The 15613-nt window shown below is 65.8% G+C and carries 18 protein-coding genes; 13 read left to right on the top strand and 5 right to left on the bottom strand.

What is annotated here, in order from left to right; all coding sequences use genetic code 11:
• Positions 1–571: 571 nt before the first annotated feature.
• The 4 genes from FVQ89_RS00360 (at position 572) to FVQ89_RS14335 (ending at position 2666) form a co-directional block, all read left to right on the top strand.
• A complete protein-coding gene (locus FVQ89_RS00360; RefSeq protein ID WP_147899966.1) occupies positions 572–1333 on the top strand; it encodes a hypothetical protein in 762 nt (253 codons plus the stop codon).
• Complete coding sequence (locus FVQ89_RS00355; RefSeq protein ID WP_147899965.1) at positions 1330–1902, top strand: hypothetical protein; 573 nt, start codon at positions 1330–1332, stop codon at positions 1900–1902. The genes FVQ89_RS00360 and FVQ89_RS00355 overlap by 4 nt, the downstream gene beginning before the upstream one ends.
• Positions 1899–2417: a hypothetical protein gene (locus FVQ89_RS00350; RefSeq protein ID WP_147899964.1), complete on the top strand. Its 519-nt coding sequence runs from the start codon at positions 1899–1901 to the stop codon at positions 2415–2417. The genes FVQ89_RS00355 and FVQ89_RS00350 overlap by 4 nt, the downstream gene beginning before the upstream one ends.
• A gap of 84 nt (positions 2418–2501) precedes the next feature.
• A complete protein-coding gene (locus FVQ89_RS14335; RefSeq protein WP_187264837.1) occupies positions 2502–2666 on the top strand; it encodes a hypothetical protein in 165 nt (54 codons plus the stop codon).
• 243 nt (positions 2667–2909) lie between these two features.
• On the opposite strand, the gene FVQ89_RS00345 is transcribed toward FVQ89_RS14335, so the two are convergent.
• Positions 2910–3767, bottom strand: a complete 858-nt coding sequence (locus tag FVQ89_RS00345; RefSeq protein ID WP_147899963.1) for a hypothetical protein — start codon at positions 3765–3767, stop codon at positions 2910–2912.
• Positions 3768–4066: 299 nt separating this feature from the next.
• A complete protein-coding gene (locus tag FVQ89_RS00340) occupies positions 4067–4891 on the bottom strand; it encodes a hypothetical protein (protein ID WP_187264836.1) in 825 nt (274 codons plus the stop codon).
• Positions 4892–4979: 88 nt separating this feature from the next.
• Between FVQ89_RS00340 and FVQ89_RS00335 the strand changes: the two genes are divergently transcribed.
• Entirely contained in the window at positions 4980–6713 is a 1734-nt protein-coding gene (locus tag FVQ89_RS00335) for a hypothetical protein (protein WP_147899961.1), read from the top strand.
• 38 nt (positions 6714–6751) lie between these two features.
• Here the strand turns inward: FVQ89_RS00335 and FVQ89_RS00330 are convergent, their stop codons facing one another.
• The 3 genes from FVQ89_RS00330 to FVQ89_RS00320 are packed head-to-tail and all read right to left on the bottom strand — an operon-like array spanning position 6752 to position 8615.
• On the bottom strand, positions 6752–7306 hold the full coding sequence (locus FVQ89_RS00330; protein ID WP_147899960.1) for a hypothetical protein: 555 nt from the start codon (positions 7304–7306) through the stop codon (positions 6752–6754).
• 24 nt (positions 7307–7330) lie between these two features.
• Positions 7331–8092 (bottom strand): hypothetical protein, encoded by a 762-nt coding sequence (locus FVQ89_RS00325; protein ID WP_147899959.1) that lies wholly within the window; start codon positions 8090–8092, stop codon positions 7331–7333.
• Positions 8082–8615 (bottom strand): hypothetical protein, encoded by a 534-nt coding sequence (locus FVQ89_RS00320; RefSeq protein WP_147899958.1) that lies wholly within the window; start codon positions 8613–8615, stop codon positions 8082–8084. Before FVQ89_RS00320 ends, FVQ89_RS00325 begins: the two co-directional genes overlap by 11 nt.
• An 829-nt stretch (positions 8616–9444) precedes the next feature.
• Between FVQ89_RS00320 and FVQ89_RS00315 the strand changes: the two genes are divergently transcribed.
• From FVQ89_RS00315 to FVQ89_RS00285, 8 genes are all read left to right on the top strand, one after another.
• A complete protein-coding gene (locus FVQ89_RS00315; RefSeq protein ID WP_147899957.1) occupies positions 9445–11382 on the top strand; it encodes a bifunctional DNA primase/polymerase in 1938 nt (645 codons plus the stop codon).
• A gap of 450 nt (positions 11383–11832) precedes the next feature.
• A complete protein-coding gene (locus FVQ89_RS00310) occupies positions 11833–12102 on the top strand; it encodes a hypothetical protein (protein WP_147899956.1) in 270 nt (89 codons plus the stop codon).
• The gene (locus tag FVQ89_RS00305) at positions 12084–12419 is read left to right on the top strand and encodes a hypothetical protein (protein ID WP_187264835.1); all 336 of its coding nucleotides are present in this window, start codon (positions 12084–12086) and stop codon (positions 12417–12419) included. The genes FVQ89_RS00310 and FVQ89_RS00305 overlap by 19 nt, the downstream gene beginning before the upstream one ends.
• Positions 12420–12868: 449 nt before the next feature.
• A complete protein-coding gene (locus FVQ89_RS00300) occupies positions 12869–13087 on the top strand; it encodes a hypothetical protein (protein WP_147899954.1) in 219 nt (72 codons plus the stop codon).
• A gap of 44 nt (positions 13088–13131) precedes the next feature.
• Positions 13132–13506 carry a hypothetical protein gene (locus tag FVQ89_RS14330; RefSeq protein WP_187264834.1) on the top strand — a complete coding sequence of 125 codons (375 nt, stop codon included), beginning with the start codon at positions 13132–13134 and terminating at the stop codon, positions 13504–13506.
• Complete coding sequence (locus tag FVQ89_RS00295) at positions 13392–15230, top strand: recombinase family protein (RefSeq protein WP_147899953.1); 1839 nt, start codon at positions 13392–13394, stop codon at positions 15228–15230. Before FVQ89_RS14330 ends, FVQ89_RS00295 begins: the two co-directional genes overlap by 115 nt.
• Positions 15217–15285 (top strand): hypothetical protein, encoded by a 69-nt coding sequence (locus FVQ89_RS14685; RefSeq protein ID WP_370454454.1) that lies wholly within the window; start codon positions 15217–15219, stop codon positions 15283–15285. The genes FVQ89_RS00295 and FVQ89_RS14685 overlap by 14 nt, the downstream gene beginning before the upstream one ends.
• Positions 15260–15613 carry a TadE family protein gene (locus tag FVQ89_RS00285; RefSeq protein ID WP_255513314.1) on the top strand — a complete coding sequence of 118 codons (354 nt, stop codon included), beginning with the start codon at positions 15260–15262 and terminating at the stop codon, positions 15611–15613. The genes FVQ89_RS14685 and FVQ89_RS00285 overlap by 26 nt, the downstream gene beginning before the upstream one ends.

Here is a 15613-nt window from a genome sequence, read left to right as displayed (position 1 = left end):
GGAATGGATGAGGTGGTGAGCCCTGCGTCGACGTCGCCATTCGCAACCCTGCGGCGGCGTCCCCGCCGTTGGGTCTCGGGCTGAACGTATCCAGCGCCATCTAGGGAGCATTGAGACCTTGTCAACCGAAGACCTCAGCGAAACAGGGTGTTTACACAGCTGAGATTTAGGGGAAACCGGGGGAACGTCGAGGCGCTCATGTGCGGTCTCCGAGGAGGGTCACGAGTCCTCCACTGGTTGCGGGAGTGGCTCGTCCTCCCCTGAGCTCCTCCGAGCGCCGCCGCAGGGTGCGCCCACGTCGGAGCATGGAGTCGCCGTGCCCCGATAAATGGAGGAGCTTCCATGCAGACCCACGTCTCGAATGGTGCCGCCCGCCGCGCGCGTACCCCTATCAGCACGCGTCTTCGTCGCGACGACGGCGCCGCGACAGCCGAATATGCGATCACGATCATCGTCCCCGTCTCCCGAGTTTCCCGGCATTCGAGTTCCAACTGGACGCGCCTTACGCGGCCTGATGAAAGCCCCCTCGTCAGCGCCCGCTGCCGAGGTCACCCACTGAAAGGAACCCATCATGACCAGCAGTTTTGCGGAAGCTCTCGCCACCGCTCGACGGGCCCACGAGGCAAATCCCTCGCCTCATGCGACGCCCCCGGGCTACGCCGCCGCACATGCCAAGTACCGCTCCGCAATCCGCGAAGCAGTGAAGTTCAACGACGCGAACTGGACGGAGGAAGCCATCAACCGGGAGCGGCAGAAGCGGGTGCAGGCGGCCCGCGCTGAGTTGAAGCAGGCGCTCGATACCCAGGCTGAAACCCTCGCCGATCCCGCATCTGCGCAACGGGAGGCGTTCGATCAGATCGCCGCCACGGATGCCGATTCGGTGGCCGTCGCCCGCAACGAGTGGGGCAAGGTTCGGGCCATGCTCGACGCCGGGCGGAACCTATCGCACATCATCGACAACGCCGACCGTCGACGCCTCTCCGCGATCCTCGACCATCTCGATTCGGACCTCGTCGCCGAGACGGACGACCCCAGCGGCGTCACCGCCGAGGTGTCGCAGGCCGTGCTGGTCCGCCTCGCCGGGCTCGGCGATGAGAAGGCGAAGGCGGCAGTCGCGGCGCAGGAGTCTGTCCGCTATGACAGCGCATGGCGTCAGGTGATCGAGCAGACAGTGAGCGGGCAGCAGGTTTCCGTCGGTGCCCGGACCGCGCTGTACGGGGCGAACATCGATGAGTACCGCGCGGCGTTCGATGATGACGACCCGGAGGCCGCGGAGGTCGCCCAGACCGTCGAGCAGCTCGACAAGCTCCCGCCGGTGGAGGCGCAGTCGTGACCGCTCCACCGTGGACATCCAAAGAGGACGAGACACTCCGGCGTCTCCACTCCGAGGGTGCCTCGCTGCATTCCATCGCGAAGTCGTTGGGGCGGTCGAACGCTGCCGTCTCACGTCGGGCGAAGGTCCTGGAGGTGAGTTTCGACCGCTCTAAGACCGAGGCAGCTACGCATGCCGCGGTGGCCGACGCGAAAGCTCGGCAGATGGTCCTGGAGCAAGACCTCCTGGGCGACGTCGAGCAGGTGCGACTCAAGCTGTCGGAGGTCCAGACCATGCGGGACTTCCAGGCGTTCGGGCAGGGGCTCGACGCGACGGTGCGGGCCTACGCGAACTTCAAGCGCACCATCCCGGACGACGGCGGTGCGGGAGAGGCTCGCGGGATTGTCGGCAAGATCTTGTTCGCTTTGGAGATAACCATCCTCCACGAGGGTGACAGCCCTCTGCTGAACCCCGTCGGCTACGCCAACCCCGCCACCGGAAAGGTCGAGGTGGCGCACACTTACGGGGAGGCGTGGAATCTCCACCAGGAGCAGATACGGTCGCTCGCCCTGAAAGGAAAGGCACGATGACCGGGGAACTGATCGAGTTCCCCCGCGGCTACAAGGTCGGCAGGGAGGAAGTGCTGGACTGGACGCAGTGCATGTCGATCACCCGGGAGCGTCGGGAGGACGGCTCGGAGTTCTGCATCTGCTGGATCGGGACCTTCGCGCTCGTCACTACGGATGGCGGTGGATGGCAGCCGGACGAGGGGGCGGCGCTCGGAGTCGACCCGGACGGTGGCACCCGGATCGATGGTGAGTGGCGGGACCAGTTGGGGGAGCTGCCCGACGAGACCCAACAGGAGCGCCCACGGTGGCCGATGTTCACGGCTCTTGAGCTTGGGCAGCGGATCGCGGAGGCGGCCACGATGGTACTCCCGGCGGTGGATTACGCGTTCGAGATTGGGGGCTCTTTCGAACACCTTGAGCGCACGGTTCGCACACTCGACGCGGATCCGGAGTTCTCGGGCGAGTTGGCGCAGATGTTTGGAGTCGCTCTCCAGATGCTGTGGCTGGCCGAGGAGTCCAGGCGTCGCCAGGGCTGAGCGCGACCGGGAGGTCGTGCGAGGGGGCCGGGGCGGGATGCTCCGGCCCTCAGCCATGTCTGAGGCTGCCTCTACAGTCCTGCCATGGACATTGATTGGTGGTCGTTGATCATGCAGGGGGTCGGCGCTGCCGTCGACACCTACGTCAAGGCGTTCCAGATGAACCCTTGGCCGTGGCTCGCGATTGGTGGCCTGGCGCTCGGGCTGCTGCTGCTACCCGCTACGAGGCGTCGTCGCCGCCGGTACTGAGCCGGGCGCGTCTCTCCTCGATGCGTCGTGGGGTCTCCGTGACCACGAGAGGGCCCCCGGTCCTCGCCGCCCGCCCAGGCGCTCTCAGGTCACGGGAGGGCCGCGGGGTAGCCTCACCGCATGGAGGACGACTACCTCGCCGACCTGGGCGCGCCGAACTGCTCGCGCTGCCTGATCCCGATGGAACTCGGCGAGCGGCGATGGGAATGCCCAGAGTGCGGGCTCGTGAAGGTCAGCTAGCGCCTAGAAGGTCGTGTCGGTTTGGCCATTGAAATGCATCTGGCCCCGCTGAATCGCGACGTCCCAAAGCACTGCGCCGACGTCCTCCGATGGCTCGGGGAGGTCGGAGAGGATCCGTCCCTCGCTCGGGTCGACGTACTCAAACTTCTGCGCGCCCACCTTCACCCAAGCCTCCACGAACTCGACCCCACCAGTAGTAACGAAGCAGTCAGGGCTGACCATTTCGCCGACGGGGTCGCCAGAGAGGATTGTCAAGCTATCGCCTTCCCTTGCCGCCACTGCTTCTCTCAGTGCGACTTGAAGATTACGGAAGAGGGCCGCTGCTGAGAACTGCTTCGAGAGCCAGCCGTAACCCGCTCGCACCATCACCTTCTGCAGGCGTTGTACGGCCTCCACCGGCGATGTCTCGTGGTCCCACGTGATCGCGTAGGCGCGTGCGTAACTCCGCCGAAGCTCCATATCTTTTGGCACAAACGCGAGATCGAGGCTGCCGGGATTATTGCCGAAGACGTTCCAACCTGAGGTATAGAGAACCCTCACGAGGGGGGCCCCGAAAGTCTCTCCCGCTCGCACGATAAGTGAGTGCGTGGCACCGCCCATGCCTTGATCCAACCGTTGGATCGCCTCGATCTCGGCTGCCGCCGCGAGGGCTTTCAAGATGCTCTCGCGGGAGACCTCCTCACCGATTGAGTCGAAAGTCTCGGCCTGTTCGGTCGCCTTCTGACTACGACGCTCGGCGACCTGCTTGTCGATCTCAGTGATACGAGTCGACAAGTCCGCGCGAGCCGTCTGCGCTTCCTGTGTGGCGATGTTGGCCGCTTCGGTCGCCAGCCGAGCAGCATCGGTGGCTTGCTGTGCCACGTTCACAACCTCTGCGCGTTCGCGTCGAGCTTCTCGGACGATGGACCGCTCGAACCAGAACACGACGGCGGCGAGGAGCAGTGTGTGCTTCCAACGCTAACGAGCAGTCCGGACCAGAACCCGCCGAGGTCACCGTCCTTGTCGCTAGCGACGATGAGCCACGCGAAGAACAGTGACGCGACGCCCGCCATCGCAAAGAGGACAAGGAGGCCCCATCGGATTCGAGTCGGTGGTGGCTCAACCGGACCGTCGGGCGTCGTCATGGCAGAAAAGCTAGCAGCGAGCTTCTTTCGAGAGTGCTAATCCTCCTCGGGGATTTCGCCTCTCTCGACCGCCTTGAAGTACTCCTCCGCCTCCTCCATGAAACTTGTGAAGTCGAATGAGCCGAGCCCTTGCCAATCAATGTGAACGACCCATGGCATCACCGGCTGGAACGGCTTGGTGAACTTCTCGACGTGTACCTCGAATCCGACGCTGTGAGTACCGCTGAACGGTAGGTAAGCCGTCATGGCTGCCGGGCCGACCGTACCTGCGCCCGCGCCAGTCGTCATGCGGAGCGCCGTGCTTCGGTTGACCCGAGCAAGAAGTCGGGCCACGTCCTTCGGTTTGGAGTTGACACCGACTACGCGAAGAACCTCCTGCTTCTCGGACTCTCGGATCCTCAGACCGCCGCTCCCGCCAGCGAAGTGGGTGATTTCTCGGATCACCTTTACCTGGTAGGGGAACTCGACCGAGCCATTCGGGTACCGATACGGCCCCGTCTGAAACACCGCCATCTGCGTTCCGGTTCCGCTCAAATCGCGATCAATGACCACTCCGACGATGTAGAGGGGAAAGCGCTCCTTCATCCTCACCTCACGATTGAGCCTGTCAAGAAGTCGACGGAGCGCTTCCTCGTTCGTCTGCCATTGTCGGTCGAACGTGGCGGCGATCCATTTCGGAACTGAGATACCGTCGATCTCTGCGCGCCCGAAGAATGAGAACACAATTTCCCCATTCGCGGTCGAAAGTCGCATGATCTTAGACCTCTCGGCATCGACAACCGTTCCTGCACTGGTTATCCGAGTGTCCGCACAAATCCATGCACCACGGGCAGGATCAGCCGCAATCTGCACCAAGGTCATACGCGCAATTTAGTGCCGTTCGAGAACTTATGGGCCCCATAAACCTCGTGTTCCCGTGGCCGGGTAGCCAGCCCGGAAGGAACACACCATGGCCCTCGACCTCGGCGACCTCGTCGGTCGCCTCGTCCTCGAAGACGAATACACGCCCAAGCTCGACCGAGCCGACGACAAGACCCAACGCTTCACAAGCAGCGCAGGCTCCATGTTCGTCAAGTTCGGCGGCGTCCTCGCAGGCGTGTTCGCCTCCGTCCAGATCGGCCAATGGGTATCCGACGGTATCGGGTACGCCTCCGACCTCAACGAGACCCTGAACAAGTCGTCCGCGATCTTCGGCACCCAGGCGGGTTCCATGGAGAAGTGGTCATCCACCGCGGCCACCTCCCTCGGCCTCTCCCAAGCCGCAGCGCTCAACGCCGCCGCCTCCTTCGGCGACATGTTCACCCAGATCGGTTTCACCGGTGACGCCGCCGCGAACATGGCCAAGGAAGTCGTCCAGGCGTCCGCCGACCTCGGCTCCTTCTCCAACCTCGACACCGCCGATGTAGCCGACCGACTGTCCGCCGCTTTCCGCGGCGAGTACGACGCCCTCCAAGCCGTCATCCCCAACATCAACGCCGCCCGGGTCGAATCCGAAGCGCTCGCCATGACCGGTAAGAAGGTGGCCGCCGAACTCACCGCACAGGAGCGGGCCGCTGCCGTGCTCGCAATCGTCCACCAGGACGGGGCCCGCGCGATGGGCGACTTCGCCAAGACCTCGGATGGCTTCGCGAACCAGCAGAAGATCGTCGCCGCCCAGATGGAGGAGGTTGGCGGGAAGGTCGGGGAGCTGCTGCTCCCGGCGCTCAACGCCCTGCAGGGGATCCTGCTGGACTACGTCATCCCCGGGCTCGAGGCGGTGGTCGGGTTCATCTCCGAGAACGTCTCCTGGCTCGGGCCCCTCGCCGCGGGCATCGGCATCGTCGTTGGTGTCATCGGCGCGTGGACCGCCGTGCAGTGGCTTCTCAACGCGGCCATGACTGCCAACCCCATTGGCGTGGTGATCGTCGCCATCGGCCTCCTGATCGGCGCGATCATCCTGTTGGTCCAAAATTGGGACACCGTCATCGCGTGGATCGGCGACACCTGGGAGGGGTTCGTCGGATGGCTGACGGACAGTCTCGCGGGGCTCGCCTCCTGGTGGGAGGACGTGTGGTCCGGCATCACCGGGTTCTTCGAGGATCTGTGGAAGGGCTACGTCCAGTGGGTCATCTCGACGACCCTCGGCTTCATCAACTGGTGGAACGGGCTGTGGAGGGGTATCGCATCGTTCTTCTCGGAGCTGTGGAACGGGATCGTCGGGTTCATCACGGACGCTTGGGACAACGTCATCGGCTGGCTCGGCGGCGTCCCCCAGATGCTCCTGAACGTGTTCGCGGGGGCGGCCCTGTGGCTGTTCGAGGTCGGCCAGGACATCATCGGCGGGCTGTGGAGGGGTCTCGAAGACATCTGGAACGGCCTGATCGGCTGGATTGGCGACATCGGCCAGACCATCGCCGATACCTTCGCCGACGTACTGGGCATCCACTCGCCGTCGCTGGTGTTTCGCGGGTTCGGCGTCAACATCATGGATGGTCTGGCGATCGGTCTCGAAGATGGCCGGTCTACGGTGGACAACCAGTTCGGCTCGATGTTGGATCCGCTGCTGCGCGGCCCTGCCAGCTCCAGCTCGACAGTGAACCACACGGTCGGCCCGACCTACGTGGTGAACCTGGAGAACAACCGGGCTCAGATGGATGAGGAAGCGCTTTACGCCGCACTCGGCGGTCCCCGACTCGCGGCGTAGTTTCCGCGGGGCAGGTCGGGCCTCCTCGGAAGCCGGGACTACTTCTTCGCGCGCGGGAGCGTGGTGTCCACCAGGTTGATGCCGGTGGAACTGAGCTTGAGGTCGTCGGCCTTGCCCGAGCTGAGATAGGTCGCCTTCACGGCCTGCGATGCAGCATTCGCGACGTCGGTGGGCAGTGCCCAGCCGACGTTGCGGTAGCAGGAGACAACCTGGGCCACCGTCGCCTCGCCAACCTGCGCGACTTCGCGCAGCCAGTAGACGGCGACCGCGTACCGCTCGTTGTTGTTGCTCGGGCTCTTGGTGGCGGCGAAATCCTTGAAGGAGGTCTTGCCCTCCGGGAACAGGTTGAGGTCCCGGTCCTGCGTGATCGCCGTCTTGGTGGCCGAGGAACTCCGAGCCCGCTTCTGGGACGCGGGAGGAGCTTCGCCGCCTTCAGAGGGGACCCGAACCTCCGGTGCGGGCGATGTCGCCGGGACGTCTCCGAGCAGGTACCGGAACGCCTCCGCCTGCAGGGCCTTCGAGGGCAGGCCGCCGATCACCTCGGCTGCCTTTCGAACTCGCTCGACCCGGAGGTCGAAGTCGGACTCGCTCATGTGTTGCTCCTTTCGGTCGGGTTACTAGCTGTGCAGATTGATAAGCGTCTCGGCCTCTTTGATGCCCGGGGGCAGGAGCCGCAGGACCTTGGTGGTCTCGTCGTAATCGAGCAGGCGGGTCGTGTGCATCGGTCGCAGTACGTTCTTGCGGAGGGTGCGGACGTCCTTGTGTTCCAGCCACGCGACGAGTTCGGCCTCGGTCGCCTCGGTCACGCTGGAGAGAAGTAGAAGGACCTGCTGCTTCCAGGTGAGACCGGTCTTGAGTACGCGGCGCTTGTCATCCCACGTGTGGACGAGCGCGACATTCCGCTCGACGAGCGCCTCGACGATCTCGGCTGCCTCATCGGTCGTGAGCCCGTGAAGGAGCCGAACGAGTTCCGCCATGAGCCACTTGCTCATGTAGAGGACGGCGGTGGCATCCATCTGGTTCGGGTCGACGTCGCCTCCGGCGTGGCCGACGCCGCGGTTGTTCCGAATCTCATACAGCGCGACGATCATCCGGGGGATCTGAATGCGAGGCGATCGGTTGGCAGTCGGGTAGGTCTGCTCGAACGCCTTGCAGGCCGCGGGCATGTTCTGGGGCTTGCTGGCTCTCGCCGCAAAGGTGCCGCTCATGTAGCCATCGACGATCGTGTAGACGGCCTCGCACAGCTTTCCTCCGTTCAGCTCCGACGGCTCCCAGCGGCCCTCGGCGAAGTTGGTCACGATCTCGGCGTAGGCGTCGAGGAGATCCTTCGCGAGGGTCGCCGGGAGCGCGGCGAACGCGGTCTTCGGGTCAGTCAGCATTGCCGTTCAGCATCGCCTCGACCGCCTTCACACCCGCGGCGGTGAGCTTGTAGGTCTTACGGGCCTGGCGACTCTTGCCGGTCTTCGAGGTCTGCATGACCAGCACGGGCTTCTGGTTCTCGGCAGTCGCGAGCGCGTCCGTGATGTTCGTGATGCCGATGCCGAGGTTCTTCAGCGCGGTGTTGAGGGTGTACGACTGCCAGCCCGTTTTGCCCTCGACTACCTGGAACCAGTAAGCCGCGAGCAGTGCCTTCTGGGTGTTGGTCTTGGCGATGCCGCTCTCGAACAGCTCATCAATCGAGCTGTAGCTCGGCTTGTCACCGCCCGCACCGCTCCCGCGTGAGTCGTCGAGTTCTTCGGCAGCGCCGCGCGCCCCGGTGTTTGCGAACTTGAGGTCAGCGAGTCCGTACCGGTCGGCGGCCCAGCGCAGCACGCGAACCTGCTGCTCCGGTTCCAGCGGGTTGAGCGCCCCCGCGACTGCTGACATCGCGGCGATTTCCGAGTCGATCCCTTCGTCAACCATGGTCACTCCTTCCGGGTCGTTAGACCATACTGCGACAACAGTGACACTCCGCCGCCGATAAGTCAAGCGATAAATGAACCTATTCTTGATGGCAACGTGCGTGCTTCTGGCCCCCTCCTGGCACAATGGGAACTGATGCCGTTTTGACCAGGGATTTTGCGGGGGAAGCACGGCGAGCGCCTGCGTCCATCTGGCGCATGTGGTTCGAATATGTATCGCCGTGTTGACAGCCGTATGTCAATAAAGCCACTTCCGCTCGGCCCAAACTGCGTGATCCGATGGTTGTGGCGCTGGATTGGTTCCCGGTTCCCCACTTCGGTTGGACTACACGCACGACCCCCTCGAAGGAGTAGATCGAGGGGGTCGTTGCGTATGGCCGGCCTTGACTGCGAGTCAAGCTCGACACGCCCGGGCCCTCCCGGAGCTTGTGCGTAGATGAACGGCTGGTGTTCGCTAGCTGGGTAGTCCAACTAAAAATCGTCCTCGCCATGTCGGGATGACGTGTTGCTAGCCCGGGTCCGACCCTGAGCGATTTGAAACGGAAATCGCGGGCGGCGAAGTACGCCAGCCACAGCAACACACCGACGCAGATGAACCATTGGCAGGTTCACATCAGGGCACGGGAAGCACTACACGCGTAGTGGCTGGAGATGCACGTAAGACCCAATCTGGGCGGTGCCGAGGTCGCGTGGGTGCGGAATGGAACCCCCGTGCTCTCGCGAGCCGATCTTGAACTGACCCCTGCACCTCTCCCAGAGGACGACCTCGAACGCCTCTTGGCGTTGCTGTTCGGGGACGACGAACCCTCCGACGAGGAGGCCGCCGCCTGATGGTCCGATACCAACCACAGGACGAGCCCCCCGCGAGCTCGATGCTCGACCTGGCACTCGCATACGTCGGGGCGGGTTACTCCGTCCACCCGCTCAAGCCCAATGGCAAAGAACCACTCACTCGCCACGGCTTCAAGGACGCCACCCGCGACCCCGAACAGATCCGCCGGTGGTGGACGGCCCGGCCCGACGCCAACATCGGCATCTCGTGCGGGCCATCGGGCATCATCGTCGCCGACCTCGACGTGAAGAACGGCGGCACCGGACCTGCCAACTGGGCGGGCCTCGTCGCCGACGTCGAGCACGAACCCGGCTTCGCCTGCGTCACCCCGACTGGCGGCACCCACCTCATCTGGCGTGGGACCGGGGTGGCCAGCAGTAACGGCCAGGTCGCCGAGTCGGTCGACATCAAGGCCGAGGGTGGCTACATCGTCGCGCCGGGCTCCAGCATCGGCGGCCAGCAGTACCGGACGGCCACGGGAGAGTCCCTCCCGCGAATCGAGGAGCTGCCCGTGGCCTCCGAGGCCCTGCGCGCTGCCGCGACTTCACGAGGAGCCCGCGAGCGCGAAGCCCCACAGGGGACGGTGACACCCGGCGGCAACCGCACCACCCTCGGGGACCTTCTCGGCAACCCACCCGAACGCGGCGACGGGCGCACCAACGACTGGCTGCGCGACGTGGCGGGGCACTACGCCTACCTGCACCGGGGCCACTACGACGCCTACATCCGCGCCTGCAAGTCGGCGATGGAGCTGGTCGATGTGGACTACGAGGACTTCGGCAAGACCACCCGCTCGGTCTGGAAGGCCGACCTCAGGAACCACTCCGAGGCGCTGGTCGCGGCATCACACGAGGCGGACGTGGCCAAGGCCGTCGAGCGGATGCTCGTGCAGTACGAAGCTCGGCGCGCGTTCAATCACCGGCTAGGTGAACTGGACCCCGCCGAACCGTTCGACGCCGGACCGCTCGCGAACTACCTCGGCGAGGCCGACGCAACCCGCTACCGGGCAGAAGGGCTCATCCTCCTCGGCGGATCGACCATCGTCTCGGCCAAGCGCAAGACCGGCAAGACAACCTTCGTGGTGAACCTCGCCCACTCGCTGCTCACAGGCGAACCCTTCCTCGAGTCCTTCAAGGTGGAACCGGTTGGGGGCCGGGTGGCCGTCCTCAACTACGAGGTGACCGGCGGGCAGTTCGCCCACTGGGCGACCCGGGCGGACGTGCCGGGCGACCGGATGATCTTGGTGAACCTCCGCGGTCGTCGGAACCCGCTGGCTCACACCGCCGACCGCCAAGCCCTCGCCGAGTACCTCCGCGAGCAGCAAGTCGAGTTCCTGATCGTGGACCCGTTCAGCCGTGCCTTCACCGGCGCGAACCAGAACGACGTCTCCGAGGTGGGGACCTTCCTCACCGACCTCGACCTGTTCACCCGCTCCGAGGTGGGAGCCACCGACCTCCTGCTCACTGTGCACACCGGCTGGAACGGCGAGCGGTCCCGCGGCTCGTCCGGCCTGGAGGACTGGCCCGACTCGATCATCCGCCTGACCACCCGCGAGGACGACGAGACCGGCCCCCGGTTCCTCTCGGCGATGGGCCGCGACGTGGAGGTCGCCGAGGACCAGCTCGAATTGGACCCGGCCACCTCCCGGTTGCGCCTCACCGGCTCGGGTTCCCGGAAGTCCGCCGCCCAGACCGGCAGAGTCAGCGCGCTCGCTGGACCAATCCTCCAGCTCGTCGGCCAACACCCCGGTGTGAAATCGCGCGAGCTGCAAGGGCTCCTCCGTGAGGCCGGGGCGTCATTCCGCAAGGGCGACGACTCCCGCGCCCTCCAGGCGCTCGTGGACAGCGGCGAGGTCATCCGCCGGGCGGTCCGAAACGCCCAGCTGCACTACCTCCCGCAAGACGCCCCGCAACCGCTCGAAGGGGGGTCGTTCTGATGCTCTCCGAACGAACTGCCCCGCAATTGCCCCGCCTGGACTGCCCCGGAACTGCCCCGGGCTCTCTGCCCCGTCACGACAGGATTGCCCCGCTGTGCCCCGCTGTGCCCCGGCATACGCCCCGCGAACTGCCCCGCCCTCCTAAAAGGGGCGGGGCGTACGGGGCAATTCATGAGACCCCCCCCAAGAGGACGGGCGGATGTTCCATCCCTTGCACGCGTGAAGGACCACTCCCGAGGAGGGACCAGCAATGACTGATCAGACCTTGCCCGAATGGATTCGGGTTCATGCGGCGGAGGTGAGGCAGTGGCCCCGCATCGCGACTGCCAACGACCCCGGTTGCGATGTCGAGTTGTGCGACCGCGATCGATTCGCTGCCGGGCTCTGCAAGGCCCACTACATGCGGGCCAAGCGAGCGCATCGCGCCGAACTCAAGAACGGAGCCGAGCGATGAACATTCGCCAGTGGATCGAGTATCGCCGGGCATGGCGCGAGTTCGAGGAGGTGGTTCAGGAGCGGCGACGCGAATCGAACGCACAGATCGAGATAGCCCTCGCCGAGTTGGAGTCCGACCCCAGCAGCGAGCACTTTGCCAAAGCCGCACGGCTGGTCAGCAACCGACTCGGGTTCGACGAGCAGGTGTCGCGAGTCGTCCACCTCGACCCGGAGCGGTTCTGCATCGAAGTACGGGAGGTGACCCGATGGAACCCTTCGAGCTGACATCCGAGGAGGAACGCAACGCCATCAGGATCCTCCAGGACATGACCCGCACGGTGCTCCAGATCGACACCTTCAAGGGCACCGGCGAGGTCGAACACCTCACCTTCGACATCGGACGCCTGATTCTCAACGTCCAGGCATGGGCGATCAGTCGGCAGGAGGTGACCCTCGACCTGTCCGAGCTGAACGAGGGCGAGCGCGCCGGATACCGACTCGCCCAACGGCACGTGCTGCACGTCCTGATGCGGACGGCGGTGTGGCCGCACTACGGGATGCCGCTCTACGCCGACGCCGACCCAGACGGTGCTGCTCCATGAGCGATGCACTGACTTCCCACGAGCCCCAGCGTCCCCGTCTGGGTTTCGCTGCTGACGCCAGCCGCGGGGCCGCGCTCGCTGACCTCCACGACGCAATCGGGGTCGAGTTGCAGCGCGGACGCCCGGTGCCGTGTGTCGAGGATCCCGAGGGGGGCTGGACGTCTGGCGGCTCGCGGGCCAGGGATCGGGCAGCTGACCGGTGCCTCGATTGTGCGGCCTTCCTCGCCTGCGACCAGTACGTCACGAAATACCCGGAGCGGTCGGGCGTCTGGGCCGGGCGCGGCTACTCCGACTACGCCCAGCCAACTCGAGACCTCGACCGATCTGAACGAGTTGCGACACGTCCGGACGACACGCGAACTTATGCACCGAACCCGGCGCGTGTTTTGATCGCGGAGAAGGCAAAACAGCCTTTGACCAGGATATTTACCACCCCGAAGGAGCCAACCGTGACCAAGATCAACACACCCGAGCCCGGCACCTGCAAGTGCGGATGCGGCGAACAAGTCAAGCGCGACTACCGCCCCGGCCACGACGCCCGCCACGTCTCCCAACTCACGCGAGCCGTCCGCGAGGGCGCTATCGAGAAGCGCGTCGCCCTCCGCCTCCTCCCCACCGAGTCCCTCCGCGAGAAGCTCACCCGCACACTGGCGACGAAGGTCGCGTGATGGCTGCAACTAAGCGCTGCCCGAAGTGCGGCGAGACGCTGCCGGTGGACTCATTCGGTTGGCGCGACGGCGCGCACACAGCACGCCAGAGCTGGTGCCGGAGCTGCCTCAGCCGGGCCAGCCAGCGTGCCCGAAACCGCCAGGGCCGCGACGGGCGCGAACACCTCCGCAACCACTACGACGCCGCCCTGACCATCTGCGGCAAGAGCGCCGAGGCGGCCAACGTCGCCTCTCACTTCTTCGACCAGGAGCCCACGACCACTCTCCCCGCCTGCGCCTCCTGCGCCCGGCTCGATGAGGAGGCATGCATTCAGGCCGACGCCGCCCAGCGAGCCCCCCGTGGCCCGTTCGACTCGAACCCATACCGCTCGACTTACCTCGCCACGGTCGAGCGCCTCCGAGAGGAGCAGCCCGCATGAACATCAAGACCCCGACCAAGACAATCCGAGCCGCCATCTACGCCCGAGTCTCCACCGAGGAGCAAGTGGACGGCACCTCGCTCGATGAGCAGGTGCGACTCTGCCGCGAGGAAGCAACCCGCCGCGGATGGGTGGTGACCGCCGAGTACGTCGACGCCGGTATCTCCGGGACAGACCGCAACCGGCCCCGCTGGCGCGCACTCCTCGCCGCCGCCCAGCAGCGCGAGGTTGACGCGGTGATCGTTCTCAAGCTCGACCGCTTTGCTCGCAACGCAGGTGCCATCATCACCGAGACCGACCGGTTCATTGAACTCGGCATCGGATTCGTGGTCGTCGACCAGGCCATCGACATGAGCACCCCCGCGGGCCGCATGATGCGAACCGTGCTCTCGGGAGTCGCCGAGATGGAGCGCGACCTGATCGTCGGACGGACCGTTGCCGGGCAGCGCGCCAAGGCCCTCAACGGAGGCTGGCCCGGTGGCGAACCTCACTACGGCTGGGAGCTGGTCGGCAAGGGCCGCGATGCCCGACCCGCCCCGTCCGAGCCCGAACGCGAGGTGATCCAGCTCGTTCGCAAACTCCTCACCCGGAAGCGCCTCAATGCCCAACAGGTGGCCGACCACCTCAACGGGCTCGGGATCAAGCCGAGGCACGCCAGCCGATGGAATCCCGATGTCCTTCGGCGGATGATCACGAGTCCGACGCTCCACACCGGCAAGACCTGGTGGGGTGCGCCCGAGTCCGGATCGCTCTACAAGCGCACCCACCACACGCGCCTTGATCGCGACGGCAAGCCGGTCCACGGCGACCCCATCGAGCTGACCCTGCCGGAGCCGCCACTGACTCGGGACCAGCATCGGGCCGCGGTTCGTGCAGTGGCTCGCCGGTCCACCCGCGGCCTGACATCCGCCCCCAAGACCCAGCTCTTGTCCACCCGGCTGGTGGGCGCATGCGGCAAGCACTACATCGGGGTCAGCCTCGCCGGGAAGGACTTCGACGTCTATCGCTGCTCGGGCCGGAAGCACATCAACGGCGAAAACAAGTGCAAGTGCAAGCAGGTCCGCGCCGACGCGCTCGACGGGCGGGTGTGGTCCGAGGTGGCCACCCTCCTCGGCAGTCCGGACCGACTGGAGGCGATGGCTCGCCTGTGGCTGGAGGTTCCGGAGGACGCGGATCTTGCCGATGTCGGGCCGATCCTCGCGCGGCTTGACCAGGAGATTGAGCGGAAGCGCCGCGCGCTCAGCCGGTCGCTGGACGACAAGTACGAGGCCGACGACCCCACCGAACACGATGAGCGGATCGCCCGATTCCGCGCGGAGTTGTCAGAATTGCAGGAACGCCGGGCCGGATACTTCGCGATGCAGTCGACGGCGGCCGAGAAGCGCGAGCGGCTGACCGACCTGGTCGCACTGGCGGAGCGTGCCCGTCACCGCTTGGACGCCCTCCCGTCGTCCGCCCGTCGGGAGATTGTGGAGATGCTCGACATTCGCGTGAGCATGGTCGGCGAGGTGGTGATGCGTCTCCCCGAGCGCGTATCGGAGCCCGAGCACGTCCGGATCACCGGAATCATCGACCCGCGGCTGTTTGGGGACGGCTCTGCCGACAACCGGGGCGAGGACGTCGGTCCCCCTCCGGGCTTCCCGACCTCGAGAAACCCTTCGCATGGGGACGATGGCCGCGGTCGGGTTCGCGGGGCTGCTCGTGGTGATCATGAAGTCGGGTGAGGTTCAGCAGATCCTCACCGATCTGGTGCGTGGTGCGCTCTCGCTCGGCGGTTGACGATCGCGGCTCGACGGCCGCGGAGTTCGCGGTGGCGCTGCCCGCGGTGATCCTCGTGCTCGGGGCCTGCCTCGGTGCGCTCGGGGTGGTCTCTCAGCAATTGCGGTTGCAGGACGCGGCCGCCGACGCCGCGCGGGGGCTCGGTCGCGGGGAGACGGAGTCCGTGGTCGCCGAGCGGGTGCAGGCCGCACTGGCGGGAGCGTCGATCGCTCGTCACGAAGACGGCGAGCTCGTCTGCGTGCGGCTCTCCGCACCGGCCGCAGGACCGGCCGCGATCGCAGGGCTGCGTCTCGTGGCGTCGTCGTGCGCGCTCGATGGCGGCCGGTGA

Source organism: Homoserinibacter sp. GY 40078, assembly GCF_008017545.1.
Classification (GTDB): domain Bacteria; phylum Actinomycetota; class Actinomycetes; order Actinomycetales; family Microbacteriaceae; genus Homoserinibacter.
The sequence above is the reverse complement of the archived record's forward strand: the minus strand, read 5'-3'. Positions and strand labels throughout refer to the sequence as shown.